This is a genomic window from Bacillus pacificus (assembly GCF_020861345.1).
GTDB classification, from domain to species: domain Bacteria; phylum Bacillota; class Bacilli; order Bacillales; family Bacillaceae_G; genus Bacillus_A; species Bacillus_A pacificus.
In genome coordinates, this window is record NZ_CP086328.1 from 3,908,806 (window position 1) to 3,929,553 (window position 20,748).

Sequence of the window (20,748 nt, forward strand, 5' to 3'; positions counted from 1 at the left end):
CCTACTCAAAAACTATCTTCACATTCCTGAAGTGATGGTAATATTCGATCTTTGTCAGACAAAATAGGACTTGTTACCGGCCACGGAATTGCTAATTCTTTATCACTCCAAAGTACCCCTGAATCATGATCAGCACTATAATACTCATCTACTTTATACATAACAATCGTATGCGGAACAAGTGTACAAAAACCGTGCGCAAATCCTTTTGGTACTAATAATTGCCGATGATTATCTGCACTTAAAATATATCCTCTCCACTGCCTAAATGTTGGGGAATCTTTTCGCAAATCGACGATAACGTCATAGATTGCTCCTTGCATAACTTGAATAAGTTTCGTTTGTGCTTTCGGATTTTTTTGAAAGTGTAATCCCCGAATCGTTCCCGCTTCCGCTGAATATGAAACATTATCCTGTACAAATGAATACGTAATCCCTAATGTTTCTAGCACCTTCTTATTATAACTTTCAGTAAAAAAGCCACGCCCATCTCCAAATAACCTCGGTTCTAACAATTTTGCGTCAGTAAAGTTTGTTTCTATAACTTTCATATTCTCACCTATTCTCCGTTAAACTGTTTACCAAAGTTTATATCCCGCGCTAACGTATTCGCCCTTTGAAGAGAAATGTGAGTTCCTGCATCAGTCCACCAACCGCTCATTTCATTATAAGTAAGTACCCCTCGTTTTAAATACCAATTATTAATATCTGTAATTTCAAGTTCTCCCCTTGCGGAAGGTTTTAATTCTTTTATATAAGAAAAGACTTTCGAATCATACAAATAAATTCCTGTGACTGCATAGGAACTTTTCGGCTCTTTCGGCTTTTCTTCAATTTCAATTATTTTGTCGTTTTGAATATGTGCTACGCCAAATCTCTCCGGATCATCTACAGATTGCAGCAGTACTTTCGCACCCTCTTTTTGATTTGCAAACTCTTCAACATACGGACGAATATCATCAGAAAAGATATTATCTCCTAATATAACTACCATACGATCTTTCCCGACGAAATCTTCACAAAGCCCTAATGCTTGCGCAATTCCGCCAGCCTTATCTTGTACACGATACGTAAAAGACACGCCAAACTCTTGACCACTTCCTAAAAAACTAACAACATCTCCCATATGCTCTTTACCTGTAATAATCATAATATCTGTAATCTCGCACTGTTTTAGCTTATATACCGCATGATAAATCATTGGATAACGTCCAACAGGAAGCAAATGTTTATTCGTTACTTTCGTTATTGGATATAATCTCGACCCAGTTCCACCTGCTAAAATAATTCCTTTCACCCTGCATCTCTCCCTTATAATGGAGATAATATATCTTTGTAATGTTCTACAAACACTTTCCGCTCCTTCTCATATGTATCCGCATCAAACTCATCCCCGTTGTAGTGAATACACCATACATTTGCTTGATTAGGGATACCAATTAAATAACCTGCCTTTTGAAACTCTAAAGACTGCGACACATCATAAAAGTGGAATCCTTGAAATAAGTCTTCACGCCACGGAATATCATATTGCGTGGCCATCAATAAACCATCGATTGCCTGAACTGACAAAAATGGTTGATTCCCATAAAAAACTTGATCTAAATTTAATAATTGATAATTCTGTCTCCTGTACTCAATCACTTTCCCTACTAAATTTTTTCCTTCCCACCATATCCCGTTGCTCGGTAAAAACTGAGCACCAGCTACTCCAATTAAACCTAGTTTTTCGTTATCTTTAAAAAGAGAAATGAGTGTATAAAGCATCTCTCGATTAATAAGATAAGTATCTTGATGTATATAAACCTTATACTTCGCGGGATATGAAAGTGCTCGGTTATATGCACTCGCCATACTTTTCGCATCTCGTATCGGAAAAATTTGTACGACATAACCCGGGGGAACAAAAAGGTTTCTTATTTGTCTTTCGCATTGTTCAAATAGCTCTTCATTATTTATACAAACAACGACTAATATTGTATGATCTTTCATTTTGTAGCCCCTCTATTCGTCTTGATTTACATCTGACATATAGTGCTCTACAAATATCTTTCTATACTTTTCATAGTTGGTCATATCCACATCGATATGATAGTGAATGCACCACGCATCACGCTGTACAGGAACCCCAACTGTATAGCCCGCTTTTCTAAATTCAAACGATTGAGACACATCATAATAGTCAAACCCATCAAACAAGTCTTCCCGCCATGGAATATCGTATTGTGTTGCCATTAATAAACCGTCAATACATTCTACAGGCATAAATGTTTTTGAGTCATGATACGGCTTTTCTTGACTTGCCATATAAAATAAATCATTCATATAACCAATGACTTTTCCAACAACTCCTCTGCCTACATTCCATATTCCATTTGGAGGAACATATTGGGCTCCAACCATACCAATCATTCCAAGATGTTCATGTTCTTGAAACAATTGAAGTAATCCGTATAAAAACCCTACATTTACAATGAAAACATCTTGATGTATATACACTTTATATTTTGCCGGATGCGAAATTGCTTGATTATATCCGCTCGTCATACTTTTCGCATTCCGAATCGGCATAAACTGTATCGTGTATCCTGGAGGAACTGGCAATTGTAATATATGTCGTGCACATTGTGCATACATTTTCCGATCATTTATACACGTAACAAATAATATTGTTTTATCTGCTGCACTCATAATTGTGATTTTTCTGCTTCAATAATGTATTGAAATACAACCGTCTCAGCCATGAAGCCACTTCCAAGACGATATTTTTTACAAATACCATATAATTCCTCAATAAGCGGTTCATACATTTTATGATCAACATATACACGATCTACTTTACTAATTGAATAGCCTGCTTTTAAAAACATTCGTAGCATTTCATTAAATGTAAAGAAACGAATATGTGTTTTATCTAATAAACCATATTCTGTATACGTCCAATTTCCAGCAAGTAAGGGAGCTAATACTGAAATGTGTGAAACATTCGGTATACTAGCCAAAATCACACCATTTTGCTTTATATACGGTTTTACTTTTTCTATTACCGCCCACGGATCAAATAAATGCTCTAATACGTCACCAAATATAACGCAATCAAATTGCTCCTCCTCATACGGCATATCCATTGTTTCTATATCGCCTAAAACAACATGATCTAGTTTTTCTTTTGCTTGTTCTGCCGCCTCTGGGAATGCCTCAATTCCAGATACACGTGTGCCATTTTCTTTTATGGCAGCTCCAAGTGCACCACTCGAACAACCGATATCAAGAACTTCTTTCCATTCCTTTTTTATATGTTTTAATACATTCGGATTCACTGCATTATAATAATGCCCAGACTTTTCTTCATATAAAGAATTTTTTGGAGAATTCATTTTACACACTCCTTATGCAAATTGAATTTGAAATATAAATCTCGTCTAACGTCTATAGATGTAACCAATACTTTACTATATAGCCAATCTATTAGAGTTAGAATACCAATAAGCCATTTCTAAAAAAAGCAACCTATAACGATTTATATTGTTTATCAAAAACACTCCGAAAATATTTGCGGTTATATTCAATTGCAGCATTATTCGGAACATAAGAAGCTGCTAATTCATTGTAATAATAAGCTTTATCTTGCTCACCTAACTTGCTATAACAAATACACATTTGTAAATAAGGAAGCCATGTGTAGCTCGCCGGACTATGAAACGGACTCTCCGTCGCCATTGGTACTTCCGTTGCAAGTTTAAACCAAAATATCGCTTCGTTATACTTTTGTTGTTCCATATATATATATCCTATTCTTGTACAATTCTCTCCTCTTGGAACATCATATCGAAACGACTTCACGCAAGATTCAATTGCCTTTTCCCATGATCCAAGCTTTGCATAGCAATCTCCTAATTTACCACATGCATAAATTTTCTCTTCATACCAACCCTCTTCTTGATTAAGAAATGTTTCATATAGTAAAACTGCATCATCATATTTTTGATTATCCATAGATTCATTCGCATAATAAAACAAATCTCTCGGACTCAATTCTTCCCCAGCTACTACAGCATCTTGAAAAATTTTCAAATTACGATTCGTTACTTTCTTTTCTTTTTTATGCGTAATCGCAACATTACTATTAAAAATCTCACCAAAAATAGCTAAATACTCATGCACCTTTCCAAACCATTGAAATTGTTTTTCACGCTTTACAAGTCGATATCTTCTTGTACAATATAAAGGTTTCCCGTTAGAATCCATTACAAGATGATATGGCATCGAAACGGCATCCACATTAGGATCTAATTCTCTTTTTAATAAGTTCAATGCCTCTTGCGCATCTTCTAATAACACATCATCAGCATCTAACCAGAATATATATTCTTGCGTTGCTTTCGAAAAAGAAAAATTTCTAGCTGCCGCAAAATCATTAATCCATGGAAAGTCATATATGTTAGAAGTATATTGAGCTACAATTTCTTTCGTCCGATCAATGGAACCTGTATCCACTATAATAATTTCATCAACAATTTTTTCTACTGCGTCTAAACATCGACCGATTGTATCTTCCTCATCTCGAACAATCATACATAAACTAATTGTAATTCCTTGCTTGGTCAACATAATCACCCTCTTCCAAATCATTCATATGTTATACATACAATAAACTTTCCACTTTTTTAACTTGCACAAGCAGTTTAAGATTTCTTTTCAATAATTCAAATGTCCGTGTCATTTTCTTCCGGTTTTGCATCTACTATATAATGAACGCTTTATGGAGGTGAATTTATGTCAAATAATAATTATTCAGATGGATTAAATCCCGATGAATCTTTATCAGCTAGTGCATTTGACCCTAATCTTGTAGGACCAACATTACCACCGATACCGCCGTTTACCCTTCCGACTGGGCCGACTGGACCGACTGGACCGACTGGGCCAACTGCACCAACTGGGCCGACTGCACCAACTGGACCGACTGGACCAACTGGACCGACTGGACCAACTGGACCGACTGGGCCGACTGGACCAACTGGACCAACTGGACCAACTGGACCGACTGGGCCGACTGGGCCGACTGGTGCTACTGGTGCTACCGGCGCTACTGGGCCAACTGGTGCTACTGGTGCTACTGGTGCTACTGGTGCTACTGGACCGACTGGGCCAACTGGTGCTACTGGCGCGACTGGACCAACTGGTGCTACTGGTGCTACTGGGCCAACTGGGCCAACTGGACCTTCTGGGTTAGGACTGCCAGCAGGATTGTATGCCTTTAACTCAGCTGCAATTTCTGTAGCTCTTGGAATTAATGATCCAGTACCATTTAATACCGTTGGATCTCAATTTGGTACGGCAATTTCTCAAATGGATGCCGATACTTTCGTAATTAGTGAAACTGGTTTTTATAAAATTACGGTTATTGCTTATACAGCGGCAGTAAGTGTATTAGGAAGTCTTGCAATTCAAGTTAATGGGGTTACTGTGCCGGGAGCGGGCACAAGTTTAATTTCACTTGGAGCTCCTATCGTTATCCAAGCCATTACACAAATTACGACAACACCATCACTCGTTGAAGCAGTTGTTACAGGAATTGGATTATCACTAGCTCTTGGTACAAGTGCATCAATTATTATTGAGAAAATTGCTTAATTTTGTACTTAGCAGTAAGACTGGTATTAGTCTTACTGCTTTTTCATTTGTAAATTCAATCATTAAATCTTTCTTTTCTACATAGTCATAATGTTGTATGACATTCCGCAGGAGGCACTTATATGGAAAATAAATCAGCTGTTCAGCTTTATCTTGAATTATTAAAGAAAACAATTTTATTTGAAATATGGTTAGAATACGAACCATACTTACCTGCTTCGTTACATATATCTAAAGAGCTATCATATGAACCAGTTACTGTTCCGCTTCCTTTATTTCTTAAGCAGTACGTAGAAAATCACAATTTAAAAATCGTTGACCCTAACGTTTCAAAAAGTGAGCGGCAAGGCGGCAAAGATTGGCCAAGAGCAGCACATAGTATGATTGGCCGAAAACGTATGAATCAATTACACGAAGCTATGGAAACTGTTGTCCGTGAAAATATAGAAGGTGATTTTATTGAAACTGGTGTATGGCGCGGAGGATCATGCATTTTTATGAATGGTTTTTTACAAGCAAACAACATTACGGATCGTACTGTGTGGGTTGCCGATTCGTTTGAAGGTCTACCAGCACCTAACTTAGAACAATACCCAAAAGATTACGGTGATTACTTGCACACATTCGATTACTTACGGGTTTCTTTAGAAACAGTGCAAGAGAACTTTAGAAAATATGATTTATTAAATGATCAGGTAAAATTTTTAAAGGGTTGGTTTAAAGATACATTGCCTTCAGCACCGGTAGAAAAAATTGCAATTGCTCGTCTTGATGGTGATATGTATGAATCAACGATGGATAGTCTTGTAAACTTATACGATAAAGTGTCAACAGGTGGCTTTATTATTATTGATGACTACGGATTAGTAACATGCGCAGAAGCTGTAACAGATTTCAGAAATGAAAGAAACTTACAAGCTCCTATTACTAAAATTGATGATTTCGGTATTTATTGGCGGAAAGAATAGAATACAAGTTTATTTTTTTGAGAGGAACTTTATACTACTTATTCATAAGAACCACTCGTGTAAAGTTCCCCTCACTATAACTGATGAACTTATACACAATAGAAATCCCCTACTTTACTATAAGGACGGAGTGAATGTATGAACGAAAACGAGAAAAAATCCACATTAATTCCACCTCCAGAACTCGTTCAATATGTAGGTGGTGACTTTGAAGAAGTTGGAAAAGAGTTTATGCAGTATTTTATTGAAATTGGCAATGTAAAACCAAATGAAACAGTGTTAGATATAGGTTGCGGTATCGGCCGGATGGCGGTTCCATTAATGGATTATTTAAACGATGATGGTACTTATTATGGATTTGACTTATTCACTAAGGGAATTACATGGTGCAAAAATAACATTTCAACACGCCGTAACAATTTCCATTTTGAACATGTCGATATATATAATCAATTCTATAATCCTGATGGAAAAGAAGATGCTTCCCAATACAAGTTTCCATATGAAGATGAATCATTTGATTTTATTTTTTTAACGTCTATATTTACCCACCTCCTTCCGAAAGAATTGGAACATTACTTAAGTGAAATTTCTCGAGTTTTGAAAAAGGATGGGAGATGTTTCATCACTTTCTTTTTAATTAACCCTGAATCTTCCTATTATTTAAATGCAGGTCTAAGTACGTTAGGTTTTTATCATCAAATTGACAATTGTTATGTTCTAAATAAAGAAATTCCGAATTTCGCAGTTGCCTATCTTGAGAAAGATATTCTTACCCTATTAAATAAGTATGGACTAGAAATGCAGACTCCTCCCCATTATGGCTCATGGTGTGGCAGAACTGAGCATACAAGTTATCAAGATATTATTCTTACACAAAAAAATTCTGAAAGGTAGTTGTATATGAATAATATAAAAAATCTGCCGCTCGTTTCCATCCTTATTCCCACCTATAATCGACCACATTATTTTAAAATTGCTCTAGAAAGTGCATTAGCACAAACGTATTCCAATATTGAAATCATTGTAGGAGACGATAGTACAAATAATGAAACAGAAAAATTAATATACCGACATTATTTACATAAGCATAAAAATATAACATACATTCGAAATACCACTACTCTAGGGCAATTTCATAACGCACTTATGCTCTTAAAACAGTCAAATGGAGAGTACATAAATTTCTTAATGGATGATGATATATTTTATAGTGGTAAAATTGAAAAAATGATGTTTTATTTCCAAAAAGACTTAGATCAAAATCTCGCACTTATTACATCTTATCGTACTTGGATTAATGATGATGGAGAAATAATTGAACAACATCCCTCCATGAAAAGGTTATATGATGAAGATACTCTACTAAACGGGAAAGATTTTGGAAACCATATGCTTATATTGGGACAAAACATTATTGGTGAACCTACGACTGTACTCTTTCGAAAACATCTATTAGCAGAACCTTTCGGCACTTTAAATGGTAGAAAATATGGTTGTAGTGTTGATATGGCCTCTTGGATCAGTTTACTGTCAAGAGGTGATGCGATGTATATAACGGAGCCCTTAAGTTCATTCCGCCTTCATACGGGACAGCAAGTACATCACAAATTCCTTGAAGGCTGTGAAGATTTTTCACATCTCGTTTTAACCTCCAAAAAATATGGTTTCTTACAAGATAGCACCCATTATAAATCGAGTCTGTTAAAAGCTTGCGAATGGCACGATGATGCCACGAATTTTTACCGATTATTCCCAGATCTCATTCCAACTTCCGATACACATGCCCGTCTCTCCCATTGTTTAAATATCATTACAAAAGAACTCCGTGCCATATAGTCCATCACACGGTAGGCACTACTCCTTCCGTGTGATGTATGACTTCCCACAAATAGTGGAATAAATGTATGCATAGTCTGCTTGTATATTATTTTTATCATGACATGATCCATATACTTACTAGGCGATAGAAAGGAATACACACATTGAAAGATTCAAATTCTCAATATCAAATAGACTACGTATTGCTATTCATTTTATTTGCCATTGGGATTGTTAGTTGTTTTGCAATTGCAAGTGCACAAGCCTCTTTACCACCATTTTTACAACATGTAAATTTTGTATTAAAGCAAATCCAGTGGTACTTCATTGGATTCATAGCCATTGGTATGATTATGATTATCGATTTCGATCGTTATCAAAAAATTGCTTGGTATTTATATAGCTTTGCATTGGTACTACTTATTGGACTAGAATTTCAAGTACCAGGTGCCGTTACAATTAAAGGTGCGACTGCTTGGTACAGGCTCCCAGGCATCGGAAATTTCCAGCCTTCCGAAATTATGAAATTGTTTTTAATTATTGTCATCGGACGAATTATAGCTAATCATAATGACAAATATTTTTACCGAACAATACACGACGATTTTCTATTACTCGGAAAAATATGCGCAACAAGTTTGCCGCCACTACTACTGATTGCAAAGGAACCTGATTTAGGAAACACGATGGTAATTTCAGCTATGCTCGCAGCAATGATATTAGTTTCTGGTATACGTTGGCGTTTTATTTTCGGGTTAGTTTCCGGTATCTTTGTAGCTGGCTTTACATTAACGTATATTTTTTTCACTCATACAAAATTCTTTAAAGCACACATTTTACAAGAATATCAATTAAATCGCTTCTACGGCTGGTTAGCGCCATACAAATATGATGCGCAAGGCTATCAATTAAGACAAGCTTTCTTAGCTACCGGATCAGGAGAAATGCAAGGAAAAGGTTGGGAAAATGGACAAGTATACTTTCCAGAACCACATACAGATTTTATTTTCACGAATGTCGCTGAGCAATTCGGATTTTTAGGCGCAAGCGTCATTATTGCACTTTTTTTCCTACTTATTTTCCGCATGATTCATATCGCTATAGAAAGTAATGACCCTTTCGGTAGTTACATCTGCGCTGGTACAATCGGCATGTTTACTTTTCAAGTATTTCAAAATATCGGGATGACAATCGGATTACTACCTATTACAGGCATCACACTACCCCTTATGAGCTACGGAGGAAGCTCCTTACTCACATACATGATAGCGATTGGATTTGTTTTGAACGTCCGCTCAAGAACGAAAATCTTTATGTTCAACTGAAGCACAAAAACGGTATATTTTTATCTCTATCCTTTTTTAGATATACTAATGAAAAATATGATGGAGGTTTACATATGAAATATGACATTATAGGGGATATTCATGGATGCTTCCAAGAGTTTCAAGATTTAACGAAAAAACTCGGATATAACTGGAATAGTGACTTGCCGATTCACCCTGATCAACGCAAGCTTGCTTTTGTTGGCGATATCACAGATCGCGGTCCTCATTCATTACGTATGATTGAAATTGTATGGGAGCTTGTCATAAATAAAAAAGTAGCGTATTACGCTCCGGGAAATCACTGCAATAAACTATACCGATTTTTCCTTGGACGTAATGTGACAATCGCTCATGGACTCGAAACAACTGTTGCCGAATATGAAGCACTGCCTTCTCATCAACAAAACATGATAAAAGAAAAATTCATCACACTTTACGAGCAATCCCCTTTATATCATGTACTCGATGAAAAAAGGTTAATTGTGTGTCACGCCGGCATTCGGCAAGATTACATAGGAAGACAAGATAAAAAAGTACAAACCTTTGTATTATACGGCGATATTACAGGAGAAAAACATGCTGACGGCTCTCCTGTCCGTCGCGACTGGGCGAAGGAGTATAAAGGAACAGCTTGGGTTGTATATGGACATACACCCGTAAAAGAACCTCGCTTTGTAAATCATACAGTCAATATTGACACTGGTGCTGTATTTGGTGGCAAACTAACTGGACTACGTTATCCTGAAATGGAGACTGTTTCCGTTCCTTCCTCCCTGCCTTTTGTCCCTGAGAAATTCCGCCCAATTTCATAACCCATATGTAAGGATTACCGTATCATTTAGGCGTCTCTCATATAAAAACTGGGTAAAGTCATTAAAAAAAGATGCAATAAAGTGCATCTTTTTTTAATGACACGGCATATACTGTCGCAGGAGGTGACAGAATGAAGAAAAAATCTTCTAAACAAAAAAGAAAATGCCCGCCTTTTTATCTGCCCATGTACGGAATTAACAACTGGTGCAGCATTCGAGCTGCAGCTGTAGAAGAACTGGAAGAACAAGAGGCTTCCACAAAAAACAAAGATAGACCAAAATATGTCTCATTACAGAATGCTGTAATGAGCCGCATAATTGATAATAGAAAAGCAAAGATGCAGCAAAAAAATAAACCTCTCTCTACTCATATTGAACAGATTGTGCCTTCTGAGCAAGTAGAGAAGAATACAGAAGAAAACAGCCCTGTAGCAATAAATAAAAAAGCGGAAGCAGAAATTCCAGCTGCTATTATAAATCAAGTGAAAAAAATTAAAGAAGCATTAGTACCATCAAGTGATATACAAACAGAAAAAACGATTATCATTCAGACCCCTACATCTGAAAATACAAAAGTAAAAAAAGATGGGCGGTATGCATATGCAGAGGGTCTTCACTCTCATGCAGAGGGTACAGCTTCACATGCAGAAGGACTTCTGACACATGCAAAAGGTTCTTTCTCACATGCAGAAGGATCAAAAACGAAAGCAACTGGACATAGTTCCCATAGTGAAGGAAGTGAAACGACAGCATGTGGCTCCTATTCTCATGCAGAAGGTAAACATACAATCGCTTTAGGCGAAGCAGCTCATGCAGAAGGAACCGCGACTATCGCTAACGGATTTTCTTCTCATGCGGAAGGTAATCATACATCAACAGCTCATTTTGCAGGTAGCCATATTATGGGACGATTCGGTACAGCAGATGAATCCTATTCTTGGTTTATTGCAAACGGCACAAATGAAACCGATCATAATATCGGTGCAAAGTGGCTTGCTCATAATGGAGAAATGTACATTGATGGCGCTTCTTACAATGCAAGCGGAACAGATTTTGCACAAATGTTTGAAACAGTAGACAATACTTTTATTGATGTAGGTTATTTCGTTACATTTAGTAGCGAAGAAAAAATTCGAATCGCTACTTCAAACGATTCATTCATCTTAGGAATATCTAGCGCCACCCCCGCTCTTATAGGAAATAGCGGTGCTTTAAGTTGGCAAAAACGCTATAAAACAGATAGCTTCGGAAAACGTCAATATGTACGTACGGAATCGCAAGACATACAACCTCTTTTAAATACAGAATGGGATCCAGCTTGCAAATATATAGCAAGAAAAGACCGTAACGAGTGGCTTCCTGTTGGATTAATTGGACAAATGTTAGTACGTGATGACGGCACTTGCGAAACGCATGGATATTGTCGTCCAAATAATGATGGCATTGCTACAAAATCTGAAAGTGGCTTTTTCGTTATAAAGCGCACGGGTGAAAACCAAATTTTAATATTATTCCGCTAAGAAAAAAGGGAACAAAATTCTTCGTGACATAAGAATTTTGTTCCCTTTTTAAGTATGTCTTAATACCGCTTGCATATCGCTTGGAATCGGTGTAGTGAAAGACATTTCTTTCTCTAAAATAGGATGATAAAACGTCAAGGATATACTGTGAAGCGCTTGTCGCTTCATTTCATCTCTTTTTCCACCATATAAATTATCGCCAAGTAGCGGATGTCCTATGTGCGCCATATGTACACGAATTTGATGCGTTCTCCCTGTATCGAGCTCAAGCGATACGTGCGTCTTATGATTGACGCTATCGATCACTCTAAAATGAGTAACGGCTCTTTGCCCATCCTCACAAACGGTTCGCTCAATAATGCTATCCGATTTTCGTCCAATCGGTGCGTCAATCGTTCCTTCTCTTTCTACCATCTCACCGTGAACGATCGCTTCATACGTTCTTTTCACAGCTTTTTGTTGATGCTGTTTCGATAAAAGATGATGTACGAAACGATTTTTTGCAATAAGCATAAGCCCTGAAGTATCACGATCTAACCTCGTTACGATGTGCACCGTACTTGCAAGATATTGCTTATCATAATGAGATAAAAGTGCATTTGCAACACTTCCAGCCGGATGTTCTCTAGACGGAATCGTTGACATGTTCGCCTCTTTGTTTATGACAAGAACTGCATCATCTTCGTATACAATACATAAAGGGATATCTTCTGCAATCATCCCTTCACTTCTTTCCTCCACTGGAAAAAAGACACGTAATTCTTCACCAGCTTGCAACTGATGGCGAACGCTCGCATGTTGACCATTTACTTCAATAGCTCCGCCGTGAAACTTTATATCCGTTAATGCGGCTTTGGAGATCCCTTTTGTTTTTAAAAATTCTCTAACCAAAGTTCCTTCCTCAGCCGAGTCTATATCCCATTTCAATGTAAATCTGTTCAAATATATAAACCCTTTCTATTTATCTGCAACAAACGAGTCACGAACTCGTTTCCAGAACGGAAATGGTCGGAAACGAACAAATCGTACTTTCTCGTTTGCCACGCGATACTGAATTGATTTCACATCTTGATGAACCATCGTTAAATGGTCCACCGTAATTTGTAAGTTCATTCCTGCAGTCGGCTTCAGCACGCATGTATGATGTTTCGGCAATACGAGCGGCGAACCTACCGTACGAAACACACGGTTATTAATAGATGCCATTTCCGCAATTTGAATCGCTTCAATAGAAGGGTGAATAATTGCTCCGCCAAGCGCCTTATTATACGCAGTACTTCCCGAAGGAGTAGAAATACAAAGGCCATCCCCGCGGAACGTTTCAAAGTACTCTCCGCGTATTTCCACTTCTGTTACTAATGTACCTTCTGCACTTTTCACAGTCGCTTCATTCATCGCTAAATACTGTGACTCTTTACTCCCATTCACATAGCGAATAATCACTTCTAAAAGCGGATATTCCACCACTTGGAATGGTGTTTTAGCAATTGCAATTACTAATTTCTCTACTTCTGTCGGTAACCAATCTGCATAGAAACCTAAATGCCCTGTATGTACACCAACAAATGCTGTTTCATCCAATCGATTATAATAACGATGAAACGCATATAAAAGCGTTCCATCTCCCCCAACAGAAATTACAATATCGGGTTCCTGTTCATCCATTATAAATCCAAAATCTAGCAAGTATTCTTTCATCGTGCTTGCCAGTGCATCTGATGATTGATCTCCCTTTGACATAATTGTAAATTTCATCGCCCAACACCCTTTAGTTTATGATTCGGAATCTTTCGTTTCTTGCTTTCTTGAAAAAGCTTTCTGCGCTTCTTGAATTTCAAGACGGATAGAAGACATTTCTTCATCTAATAAAAATGCTGCTTCCGCTGCACGTTGCAAGCGTATTTTAATATCTTCAGGAAAACGCCCACTATATTTATAATTTAAAGAATGCTCAATTGTTGCCCAAAAGTTCATTGCTAGCGTACGTATTTGGATTTCTACCAATACTTTTTGTTCACCTTGAATCGTTTGAACGGGGTAACTAATGACAACATGATAAGAACGATAACCGCTATCTTTCTTCTGCGTGACGTAATCACGTTCTTCCACGATTTCAAAGTCATTTCGTTTTCTAAGATATTCTACAACAGGCTTAATCTCATCAACAAATTGACACATCATTCGAAGGCCCGCGATGTCTTGCATATCTTCTCTTAGCCTGTCTAACGGTACATTTCTCTTCTCCGCTTTATCAATAATACTTGCAACCGACTTTACCCTTCCTGTTACAAACTCAATTGGAGAATGCTCTGTTAACATTGCAAATTGAGTACGCATTCCTTTTAGTTTCACTTTCAGCTCTGCCACCGCTTGGTGGTAAGGTGCTAAAAACTCTTCCCAATTTCGATTCATTTCAACCACCACCAAAATCAATCCATTTGCTTATAGAAATACTTTTTCTACAGCAGTTACTAGTTCTTCTCCGTAATTTGCATTACCTTCAATATTTTCAACTAAATATTCTACTTCTTCTTTTAAACCTTCTAATTCCATTTCAATGTCATTCACGCGAACAAACATAACCACGTCGTTATTCATCGCTTCATGCATTGCTTCCCAGCATGTATGCGGAATGCTTACATAAATGAAAGATGATTCGTTTTCTAAGATATATAAAAATGATAAATTATCTGAGTCTACAAGTACGTGATTACGCGCACTTAACTCCTTTACCTCTATTTCACTATTTTCCGCACAAAAAATAAGAGCATTCTCTCTCTTTTCTACGCTCTTAACTTGGATTTTATTTTGCATGCTCTAACTCCTCCATCTCAACTTCCTGTCTTACTTAACAGTATTATTGTATCATAACATGGACGCAAACAAATAAAACATTGAACCAAATTTGTGAAAAAGCGATAATGTGTAAAGAATTATTTTTCAAAAGGAGCGCGCATACAATGACACAAGAAATTGAAATTGAATTTAAAAATATTGTTACAGAAGAAGAATTCAATACATTATGTAAATCATTCTCTATTGAAGGATTTACGAAACAGGTGAATCACTACTTTGAAACACCGAGCTTCTCATTAAAAGAAGCTGGCTCTGCACTTCGTATTCGTCATAAAGGAGCAACTTATACATTAACATTGAAACAACCTGCAGAGGTTGGTTTATTAGAAACACATCAAGTCGTAACAGAAGAAGAAGCAAGAATGATGATGGCGACAAACGTAATCATTCCAGGGGCTGTAACGGATCAACTACACAAATTACAAATCCCTGTTTCTGCTTTAACTTATATGGGTAGTTTAACAACTGAAAGAGCCGAAACACTATTTGAAGGCGGAACGCTTGTCTTTGATCATAGTTTCTATTACAATCACGATGATTATGAAATTGAATTTGAAGTGCAAGATGAAGAAGCAGGCAAAGCTTCATTTATTCATTTGTTAAAGCAACACGACATACCAATCCGTCATACAAATAATAAAGTAAAACGCTTTTTCCTTGCCAAACAAAACAAAGCACGCTAAAGTGAAAATTCCACTAGTGAATACGTTCTACTAGTGGATACATCTCACTTTTTGAAAAAGAAAAGATTCTTTTACATCTGTAGAATAAGCAAAGAACGTTATGAAGGCTGTTTATTTGCCCTCCCTAACATTCCATTGCTACAATAGATATACATTTCATGGAAAAAGGAGTTTAAAAGGATGAGCAAGCAACCGATGACACCATTTGAAGCAATTGGCGGTGAACAATGCATTGCAATATTAGTAGACACATTTTATTCCTATGTCAGTAAACACCCTGACCTATCTCCCATCTTCCCGGATGATTTAACAGAAACAGCTAGGAAGCAGAAACAATTTTTAACACAATATTTAGGTGGTCCTAATTTGTACACTGAAGAACATGGTCATCCTATGTTAAGAGCACGCCATCTCCCGTTTGAGATTACTCCAAAACGAGCAGAGGCTTGGCTATCGTGCATGGAGCAAGCAATGGATGACACAGGAGTGCACGGTCATATAAGAGAGTTCGTTTTTGAACGTTTAGCATTAACTGCTCAGCATATGGTTAATACTCCAAACGAAACAGGTGAAATATAATGGATAAACAGGAAGCAAAGCATATCAATATGCCATCTCCTTCCGCATGTGAGCATAAGTCTGTAGAAGCATATTTATTTATTGATCCACTTTGTAAAGATTGCTGGGAAATTGAGCCCTTTATTATTAAACTATGGCTTGAGTACGGGAAATACTTCTCTATTCGTCATATCGTAACAGGAAAAGTGGACGGAACGAACGCTTCCTCACACAAATGGAATAAACCTGCTAATATTCGATTTGTGTGGGAAAAGACAACAAGTTTACAAGGTTTTTCATGTGATGGAAAGGTACATATGCAAGAAGCATCGTCAACACCATATTTAGTTTCGATGGCAATTAAAGCAGCGGAGTTGCAGGGCCGAAAAGCAGGTTCGAAGTTTTTGCGAAAACTCCAAGAATACATTTTCCTTGAAAATGTATCAAATCCTGACTGCGAATTATTACTTGCATGCGCAAAAGATAGCAATATTGATGTAGAAGAATTTAAAAAAGACCTATATTCCGCTAGCGCAAAAAAGGCTTTCCAATGTGACTTAAAATTCACAAATGAAATGCATATTACAGAAATACCTTCTCTCGTATTCTTTCATGCAAATTCAGATGAAGAAGGTATTAAAATCGCTGGAACGTATTCCTACGACGTCTACGTACAATTATTGAAAGAACTTGTAAAATGTGAAATCGAGCCAGAGCCATTACCACCTTTAGAAGTATTACTGGAAGCGACACAATTTATCTCTTCAAAAGAAGTAGCATTTATATATGACTGCTCGAAGCAAGAAATTGAACGTGAACTAAAAAAATTACAACTGAAACGAAAAGTACAAATGATTGACGTAAAATGTGAGCGTTATTGGAAATGGATAGCAAAAGAAAAAGACCTGATGTAAACACCAGGTCTTTTTCTTTACGGCTTATAAAAATATTAAAGGGGATGGGAGAAATTTTCACGTTCAAACAAAGGGGTATATGTTTGTATGTGAATTCGTTCACGCTTATTATATTACAAGATTCGACGTCAGATGACAACCCCTTTTGTCGAATTTCACACTTTTGTCACATTCTAAACGTTTTCATTTTTGAATAAGCTATAAAAAAGCTATTTTGGAGGTGTTTTGTATGAAAAAAACGTATATTTTACTTATCCTTCTAGCTATCATTGTTTCTTTTTTCTTGTACATCCTCTCCCTACTACAAGCTTTTCCTAAAATGATTGCCTTTCCTCTTTTATTCGGAGTCATTGTCATCGCTCTCTCTTATTTCAACCATAAAAAACGATTTAAAGGGTTTTAATGAACTGTAAAACTGCCTTCTAGTTTAGAAAAGAGAAGACAATTCGATTTATTTTCTCGACAAATATCGACAAAATGACATCAAGAAAAAGACGAGGCAAATTCCTCGTCTTTTCTATTACTTCTCTTCAAATAATAATGCTTCTAATTCATTTAATTTCTCTTCAAATACTTGCAATGCTTCTTTTACCGGTTCTGGAGATGCCATATCTACTCCAGCTTTTTTCAGCACTTCAATTGGATAATCTGAGCTTCCTGCTTTTAAGAACTCATTAATGTAACGTTCTACTGCTGGTTGCCCTTCTTCTAAAATTTGTTTAGATAGAGCCGTTGCTGCACTAAATCCTGTTGCGTATTGGTATACGTAATAGTTGTAGTAGAAGTGCGGAATACGAGACCACTCTAAACCAATTTCTTCATCAATTACTAAAGCATCACCGAAATATTTCTTATTTAAATCATAGTAGATCTCCGTTAGCATGTCTGGTGTTACCGCATGTCCCTCTTGTACTTTCTTATGAATAATATGCTCAAACTCTGCGAACATCGTTTGACGGAATACAGTACCACGGAATCCTTCTAAATAATGATTTAATAAGTATAGACGCTCTTTCTTATCTTCTGTCGTTTTTAATAAATAATCGTTTAGAAGCGCTTCATTACAAGTTGATGCTACTTCCGCAACGAAGATTGAATAATCCCCGTATACGTGCGGCTGCGTTTTTCTTGTGTAGTAACTATGGACAGAATGGCCAAATTCATGAGCAAGTGTAAATAAATTATTTACATTATCATGCCAGTTCATTAAAATATAAGGATTTGTTCCATATGCACCAGATGAATATGCTCCGCTTCGTTTTCCTTTATTCTCATACACATCTACCCAGCGATTTTCATATGCTTCTTTCAAAATATCAACATACTCATCACCCAGTACATGTAAAGACTTTAATAACATGTCTTGCGCTTCTTCATACTTCACATTCATTTTCACTTCTGGTACAAGTGGTGTATATAAATCATACATATGAAGCTCATCAAGCCCTAGTGCACGCTTACGAATATCAATGTAACGATGTAGCAAGTGTAAATTATCATTTACAGATTGAACAAGTTGATCATACACCGCTTCAGGAATATTATTATTACTTAATGCTGCTTGACGTGCAGAGTCATATTTACGAACACGTGCATTGAAATTATTACGCTTTACAGCTCCGCTTAACGTACTTGCAAATGTGTTCTTATATTTTCCGTACGTTTCATATACAGCTTTGAATGCATCTTCACGCACACGACGATCATCACTTTCTAAAAACTGAATGTAACGGCCATGTGTAATTTCTACTTCTTCTCCATCCTCACCTTTAATAGATGGGAATTTCAAATCCGCATTATTCAACATACCAAATGTATTACTTGATGCACTCATTACTTCAGATGCTTCTGCTAATAAAGCCTCTTCCGCTTCAGATAATACGTGAGGGCGTTGACGCGTAATTTCTTCTAACGCATGTTCATATACACTTAATTCTCTATTTTCTTTCAAGAATGTTTGCAATGTATCTTCTGAAATCGATAAAATTTCAGGCACAATATATGCTGTGCTACTAGATACTTGTGAATATAAATTTGTTGCACGGTCATTTAACGCTTGATACACAGAGTTTGTTGTATCTTGATCGTAACGCATATGTGCATATGTATATAGCTTACCTAATCGCATTGAAATTTCATCTTCATATTGCAATGCTTCAAGTAAATTGTTCGCAGAGTCACCAAGTTTCCCTTTAAATTCAGTTAACTTCGGTAATAGCTCTTTAATAGCTTGGAATTCTTGTTCCCATTCTGCATCTGTTTGGAAAATATCTTCTAATCGCCACGTACTTGATTCTTCAATCTCGTTACGATCCGGTAATGTTTTTGCTGTGTTTTGTTCAGACATGCTTTAAGCCCTCCTTTAAATATCTCTACTTACATACAATTCGATTTTTCTTATGTAATTCCTTCACGATCAGTCTTTATTATATCCGCTTTTCCTTCTCTCATGTTGTACTTTGCCTCAAATAAAGATAAGGCATACGCTAAACTACTTTCATCATATTTCATAACTTCCTCCTCTGTTTTTACCATAACTATCCCCCGTATTTTCTGGTACTTATAAGTCCCTACTTTACGTAATACACCTGTATAGCATAAAAATGTCATATACTCAGTAACTGCTACTTTCCATATATGCTGTGAAAAGTACGGGAGCATACGCCTTTTCGTATACTTTTTTATATAACTCCACACGTATGGAAGGGAAATATAATCCCCTACCGCAAGCTCGCCTATACACTTCATATATAAAAAAGCTTGCCATATAAATGGATTTGTTTGAAAAGCAAATGAGGACGGAAGCGGCACACCAATTTCAGAAGGGAAATTTGCTGGGGTACATTTACAGTGATATAAGAGGCGTAATAGTGATTTATGATTATAATTCCAAATAGGCAAAGCATTTTTTCGAAAATAGTCCTTTCGCTTCTTCCATTCTCGTTCTAATATCTCCTTTTGAAAAGGAACAGAAGAAAAGAGCATTTCAAAAGTAGTCGTTTCAATTGGTAAGTATATAATATGTGAGAAAGAGACGCTTGTAGAAAACGAAGTGAGAAACGCGCATTTCATAAATGATTTTTGTTTCGAACAGAAGAAAATAAGAAGTGGTTGAGGATAAGATTGTAAGGAGAAAGCCATAAGGGAGGAAAATTTCACCCAATAGGCAGAGTGCTTTTTCAATTGATTTCCACCAATAATCCAAATGACCTGTATACCAGCTCGCCAATACGAATAGGTTCGTTTGTACAGCTGTTCTATAGAGAGATTCGCGCACTGGTATTCAATCGAAACTTTTCTCCCTGCTCTCTCTATGAAAATATCTGGTCGCTGCTGAATCTCTGGTAAATAATGCTCTATATCTACATGAAAGTTTTGACGTTTGAACCATTTATATAACAATTCTTTACCGTGCCTATGATACATAGATTCTGCTTCATAAAAGGCTAAACATGAATCTTCTTTCTTATGAGCAAAATGCCACTTTTTTTGTTTTCCTAATCTCATTAGTACTTTTTTCCCACAAGCTATGCAAAAGAAGCTTTCCCTTTTCCGCATACGATGTAAAATCTCTTCATCATGATGATAGAGTAGATGAATTTTCTCTCCGTTTTCTCTTTTGGCAATAAACATCGGAATCACACCCTTTCA

General features: G+C 36.7%; 23 protein-coding genes. 11 read left to right on the forward strand and 12 right to left on the reverse strand.

The genetic code is table 11. The features are described 5' to 3' along the window. Positions 1–5 precede the first annotated feature (5 nt). From rfbC to LMD38_RS20340, 6 genes are all read right to left on the reverse strand, one after another. Positions 6–551: a dTDP-4-dehydrorhamnose 3,5-epimerase gene (rfbC, locus tag LMD38_RS20315; protein ID WP_061183197.1), complete on the reverse strand. Its 546-nt coding sequence runs from the start codon at positions 549–551 to the stop codon at positions 6–8. Between the two features lie 8 nt (positions 552–559). Next, on the reverse strand, positions 560–1,297 hold the full coding sequence (locus LMD38_RS20320; protein ID WP_016716880.1) for a sugar phosphate nucleotidyltransferase: 738 nt from the start codon (positions 1,295–1,297) through the stop codon (positions 560–562). 14 nt (positions 1,298–1,311) lie between these two features. After that, positions 1,312–1,992, reverse strand: a complete 681-nt coding sequence (locus tag LMD38_RS20325) for a glycosyltransferase family protein (RefSeq protein WP_061183198.1) — start codon at positions 1,990–1,992, stop codon at positions 1,312–1,314. A 12-nt stretch (positions 1,993–2,004) separates the two neighbouring features. Further along, positions 2,005–2,691, reverse strand: a complete 687-nt coding sequence (locus tag LMD38_RS20330) for a glycosyltransferase family protein (protein ID WP_001271197.1) — start codon at positions 2,689–2,691, stop codon at positions 2,005–2,007. Continuing rightward, complete coding sequence (locus LMD38_RS20335) at positions 2,688–3,377, reverse strand: class I SAM-dependent methyltransferase (RefSeq protein ID WP_016716878.1); 690 nt, start codon at positions 3,375–3,377, stop codon at positions 2,688–2,690. Before LMD38_RS20335 ends, LMD38_RS20330 begins: the two co-directional genes overlap by 4 nt. 133 nt (positions 3,378–3,510) lie before the next feature. Beyond that, complete coding sequence (locus LMD38_RS20340; protein ID WP_061183199.1) at positions 3,511–4,611, reverse strand: glycosyltransferase; 1,101 nt, start codon at positions 4,609–4,611, stop codon at positions 3,511–3,513. A 165-nt stretch (positions 4,612–4,776) separates the two neighbouring features. Between LMD38_RS20340 and LMD38_RS20345 the strand changes: the two genes are divergently transcribed. The 7 genes from LMD38_RS20345 to LMD38_RS20375 all read left to right on the forward strand — a co-directional run bounded on the left by LMD38_RS20345 (position 4,777) and on the right by LMD38_RS20375 (position 12,086). Next, positions 4,777–5,637 (forward strand): BclA C-terminal domain-containing protein, encoded by an 861-nt coding sequence (locus LMD38_RS20345; RefSeq protein WP_228919959.1) that lies wholly within the window; start codon positions 4,777–4,779, stop codon positions 5,635–5,637. A 122-nt stretch (positions 5,638–5,759) separates the two neighbouring features. Continuing rightward, the gene (locus LMD38_RS20350) at positions 5,760–6,605 is read left to right on the forward strand and encodes a TylF/MycF family methyltransferase (protein WP_061183201.1); all 846 of its coding nucleotides are present in this window, start codon (positions 5,760–5,762) and stop codon (positions 6,603–6,605) included. 138 nt (positions 6,606–6,743) lie between these two features. Next, positions 6,744–7,502, forward strand: a complete 759-nt coding sequence (locus LMD38_RS20355) for a class I SAM-dependent methyltransferase (RefSeq protein ID WP_016716874.1) — start codon at positions 6,744–6,746, stop codon at positions 7,500–7,502. 6 nt (positions 7,503–7,508) lie between these two features. After that, positions 7,509–8,444 carry a glycosyltransferase family 2 protein gene (locus tag LMD38_RS20360; protein ID WP_016716873.1) on the forward strand — a complete coding sequence of 312 codons (936 nt, stop codon included), beginning with the start codon at positions 7,509–7,511 and terminating at the stop codon, positions 8,442–8,444. Between the two features lie 146 nt (positions 8,445–8,590). Further along, positions 8,591–9,751: an FtsW/RodA/SpoVE family cell cycle protein gene (locus LMD38_RS20365; protein ID WP_228919961.1), complete on the forward strand. Its 1,161-nt coding sequence runs from the start codon at positions 8,591–8,593 to the stop codon at positions 9,749–9,751. A gap of 74 nt (positions 9,752–9,825) precedes the next feature. Beyond that, positions 9,826–10,566: a bis(5'-nucleosyl)-tetraphosphatase PrpE gene (gene prpE / locus LMD38_RS20370; protein ID WP_000872682.1), complete on the forward strand. Its 741-nt coding sequence runs from the start codon at positions 9,826–9,828 to the stop codon at positions 10,564–10,566. Positions 10,567–10,697: 131 nt separating this feature from the next. Then, on the forward strand, positions 10,698–12,086 hold the full coding sequence (locus tag LMD38_RS20375; RefSeq protein WP_062822682.1) for a peptidase G2 autoproteolytic cleavage domain-containing protein: 1,389 nt from the start codon (positions 10,698–10,700) through the stop codon (positions 12,084–12,086). 48 nt (positions 12,087–12,134) lie between these two features. Here LMD38_RS20375 and LMD38_RS20380 read toward each other — a convergent pair whose 3' ends face one another. The 4 genes from LMD38_RS20380 to LMD38_RS20395 are packed head-to-tail and all read right to left on the reverse strand — an operon-like array spanning position 12,135 to position 14,900. Then, a complete protein-coding gene (locus LMD38_RS20380) occupies positions 12,135–13,028 on the reverse strand; it encodes an RluA family pseudouridine synthase (protein WP_061183096.1) in 894 nt (297 codons plus the stop codon). 15 nt (positions 13,029–13,043) lie between these two features. Beyond that, entirely contained in the window at positions 13,044–13,841 is a 798-nt protein-coding gene (locus LMD38_RS20385) for an NAD kinase (RefSeq protein WP_000673185.1), read from the reverse strand. An 18-nt stretch (positions 13,842–13,859) separates the two neighbouring features. Next, positions 13,860–14,498, reverse strand: coding sequence for a GTP diphosphokinase (locus LMD38_RS20390; RefSeq protein WP_001081482.1), 639 nt, complete (start codon positions 14,496–14,498; stop codon positions 13,860–13,862). A gap of 30 nt (positions 14,499–14,528) precedes the next feature. Beyond that, the gene (locus LMD38_RS20395) at positions 14,529–14,900 is read right to left on the reverse strand and encodes a UPF0738 family protein (protein WP_001180003.1); all 372 of its coding nucleotides are present in this window, start codon (positions 14,898–14,900) and stop codon (positions 14,529–14,531) included. A 146-nt stretch (positions 14,901–15,046) separates the two neighbouring features. Between LMD38_RS20395 and LMD38_RS20400 the strand changes: the two genes are divergently transcribed. The 4 genes from LMD38_RS20400 (at position 15,047) to LMD38_RS20415 (ending at position 17,500) form a co-directional block, all read left to right on the forward strand. Continuing rightward, on the forward strand, positions 15,047–15,625 hold the full coding sequence (locus LMD38_RS20400) for a CYTH domain-containing protein (RefSeq protein ID WP_016716870.1): 579 nt from the start codon (positions 15,047–15,049) through the stop codon (positions 15,623–15,625). 180 nt (positions 15,626–15,805) lie between these two features. Next, complete coding sequence (locus LMD38_RS20405; RefSeq protein ID WP_000043381.1) at positions 15,806–16,204, forward strand: globin domain-containing protein; 399 nt, start codon at positions 15,806–15,808, stop codon at positions 16,202–16,204. Beyond that, on the forward strand, positions 16,204–17,097 hold the full coding sequence (locus LMD38_RS20410) for a ClpXP adapter SpxH family protein (protein WP_062822683.1): 894 nt from the start codon (positions 16,204–16,206) through the stop codon (positions 17,095–17,097). The genes LMD38_RS20405 and LMD38_RS20410 overlap by 1 nt, the downstream gene beginning before the upstream one ends. 229 nt (positions 17,098–17,326) lie before the next feature. Continuing rightward, positions 17,327–17,500, forward strand: a complete 174-nt coding sequence (locus LMD38_RS20415) for a hypothetical protein (protein WP_061183094.1) — start codon at positions 17,327–17,329, stop codon at positions 17,498–17,500. A gap of 117 nt (positions 17,501–17,617) precedes the next feature. Here LMD38_RS20415 and pepF read toward each other — a convergent pair whose 3' ends face one another. After that, positions 17,618–19,444, reverse strand: a complete 1,827-nt coding sequence (gene pepF / locus LMD38_RS20420; protein WP_000003391.1) for an oligoendopeptidase F — start codon at positions 19,442–19,444, stop codon at positions 17,618–17,620. 50 nt (positions 19,445–19,494) lie between these two features. Next, the gene (locus LMD38_RS20425) at positions 19,495–20,739 is read right to left on the reverse strand and encodes a competence protein CoiA (protein ID WP_062822684.1); all 1,245 of its coding nucleotides are present in this window, start codon (positions 20,737–20,739) and stop codon (positions 19,495–19,497) included. Positions 20,740–20,748 lie beyond the last annotated feature (9 nt).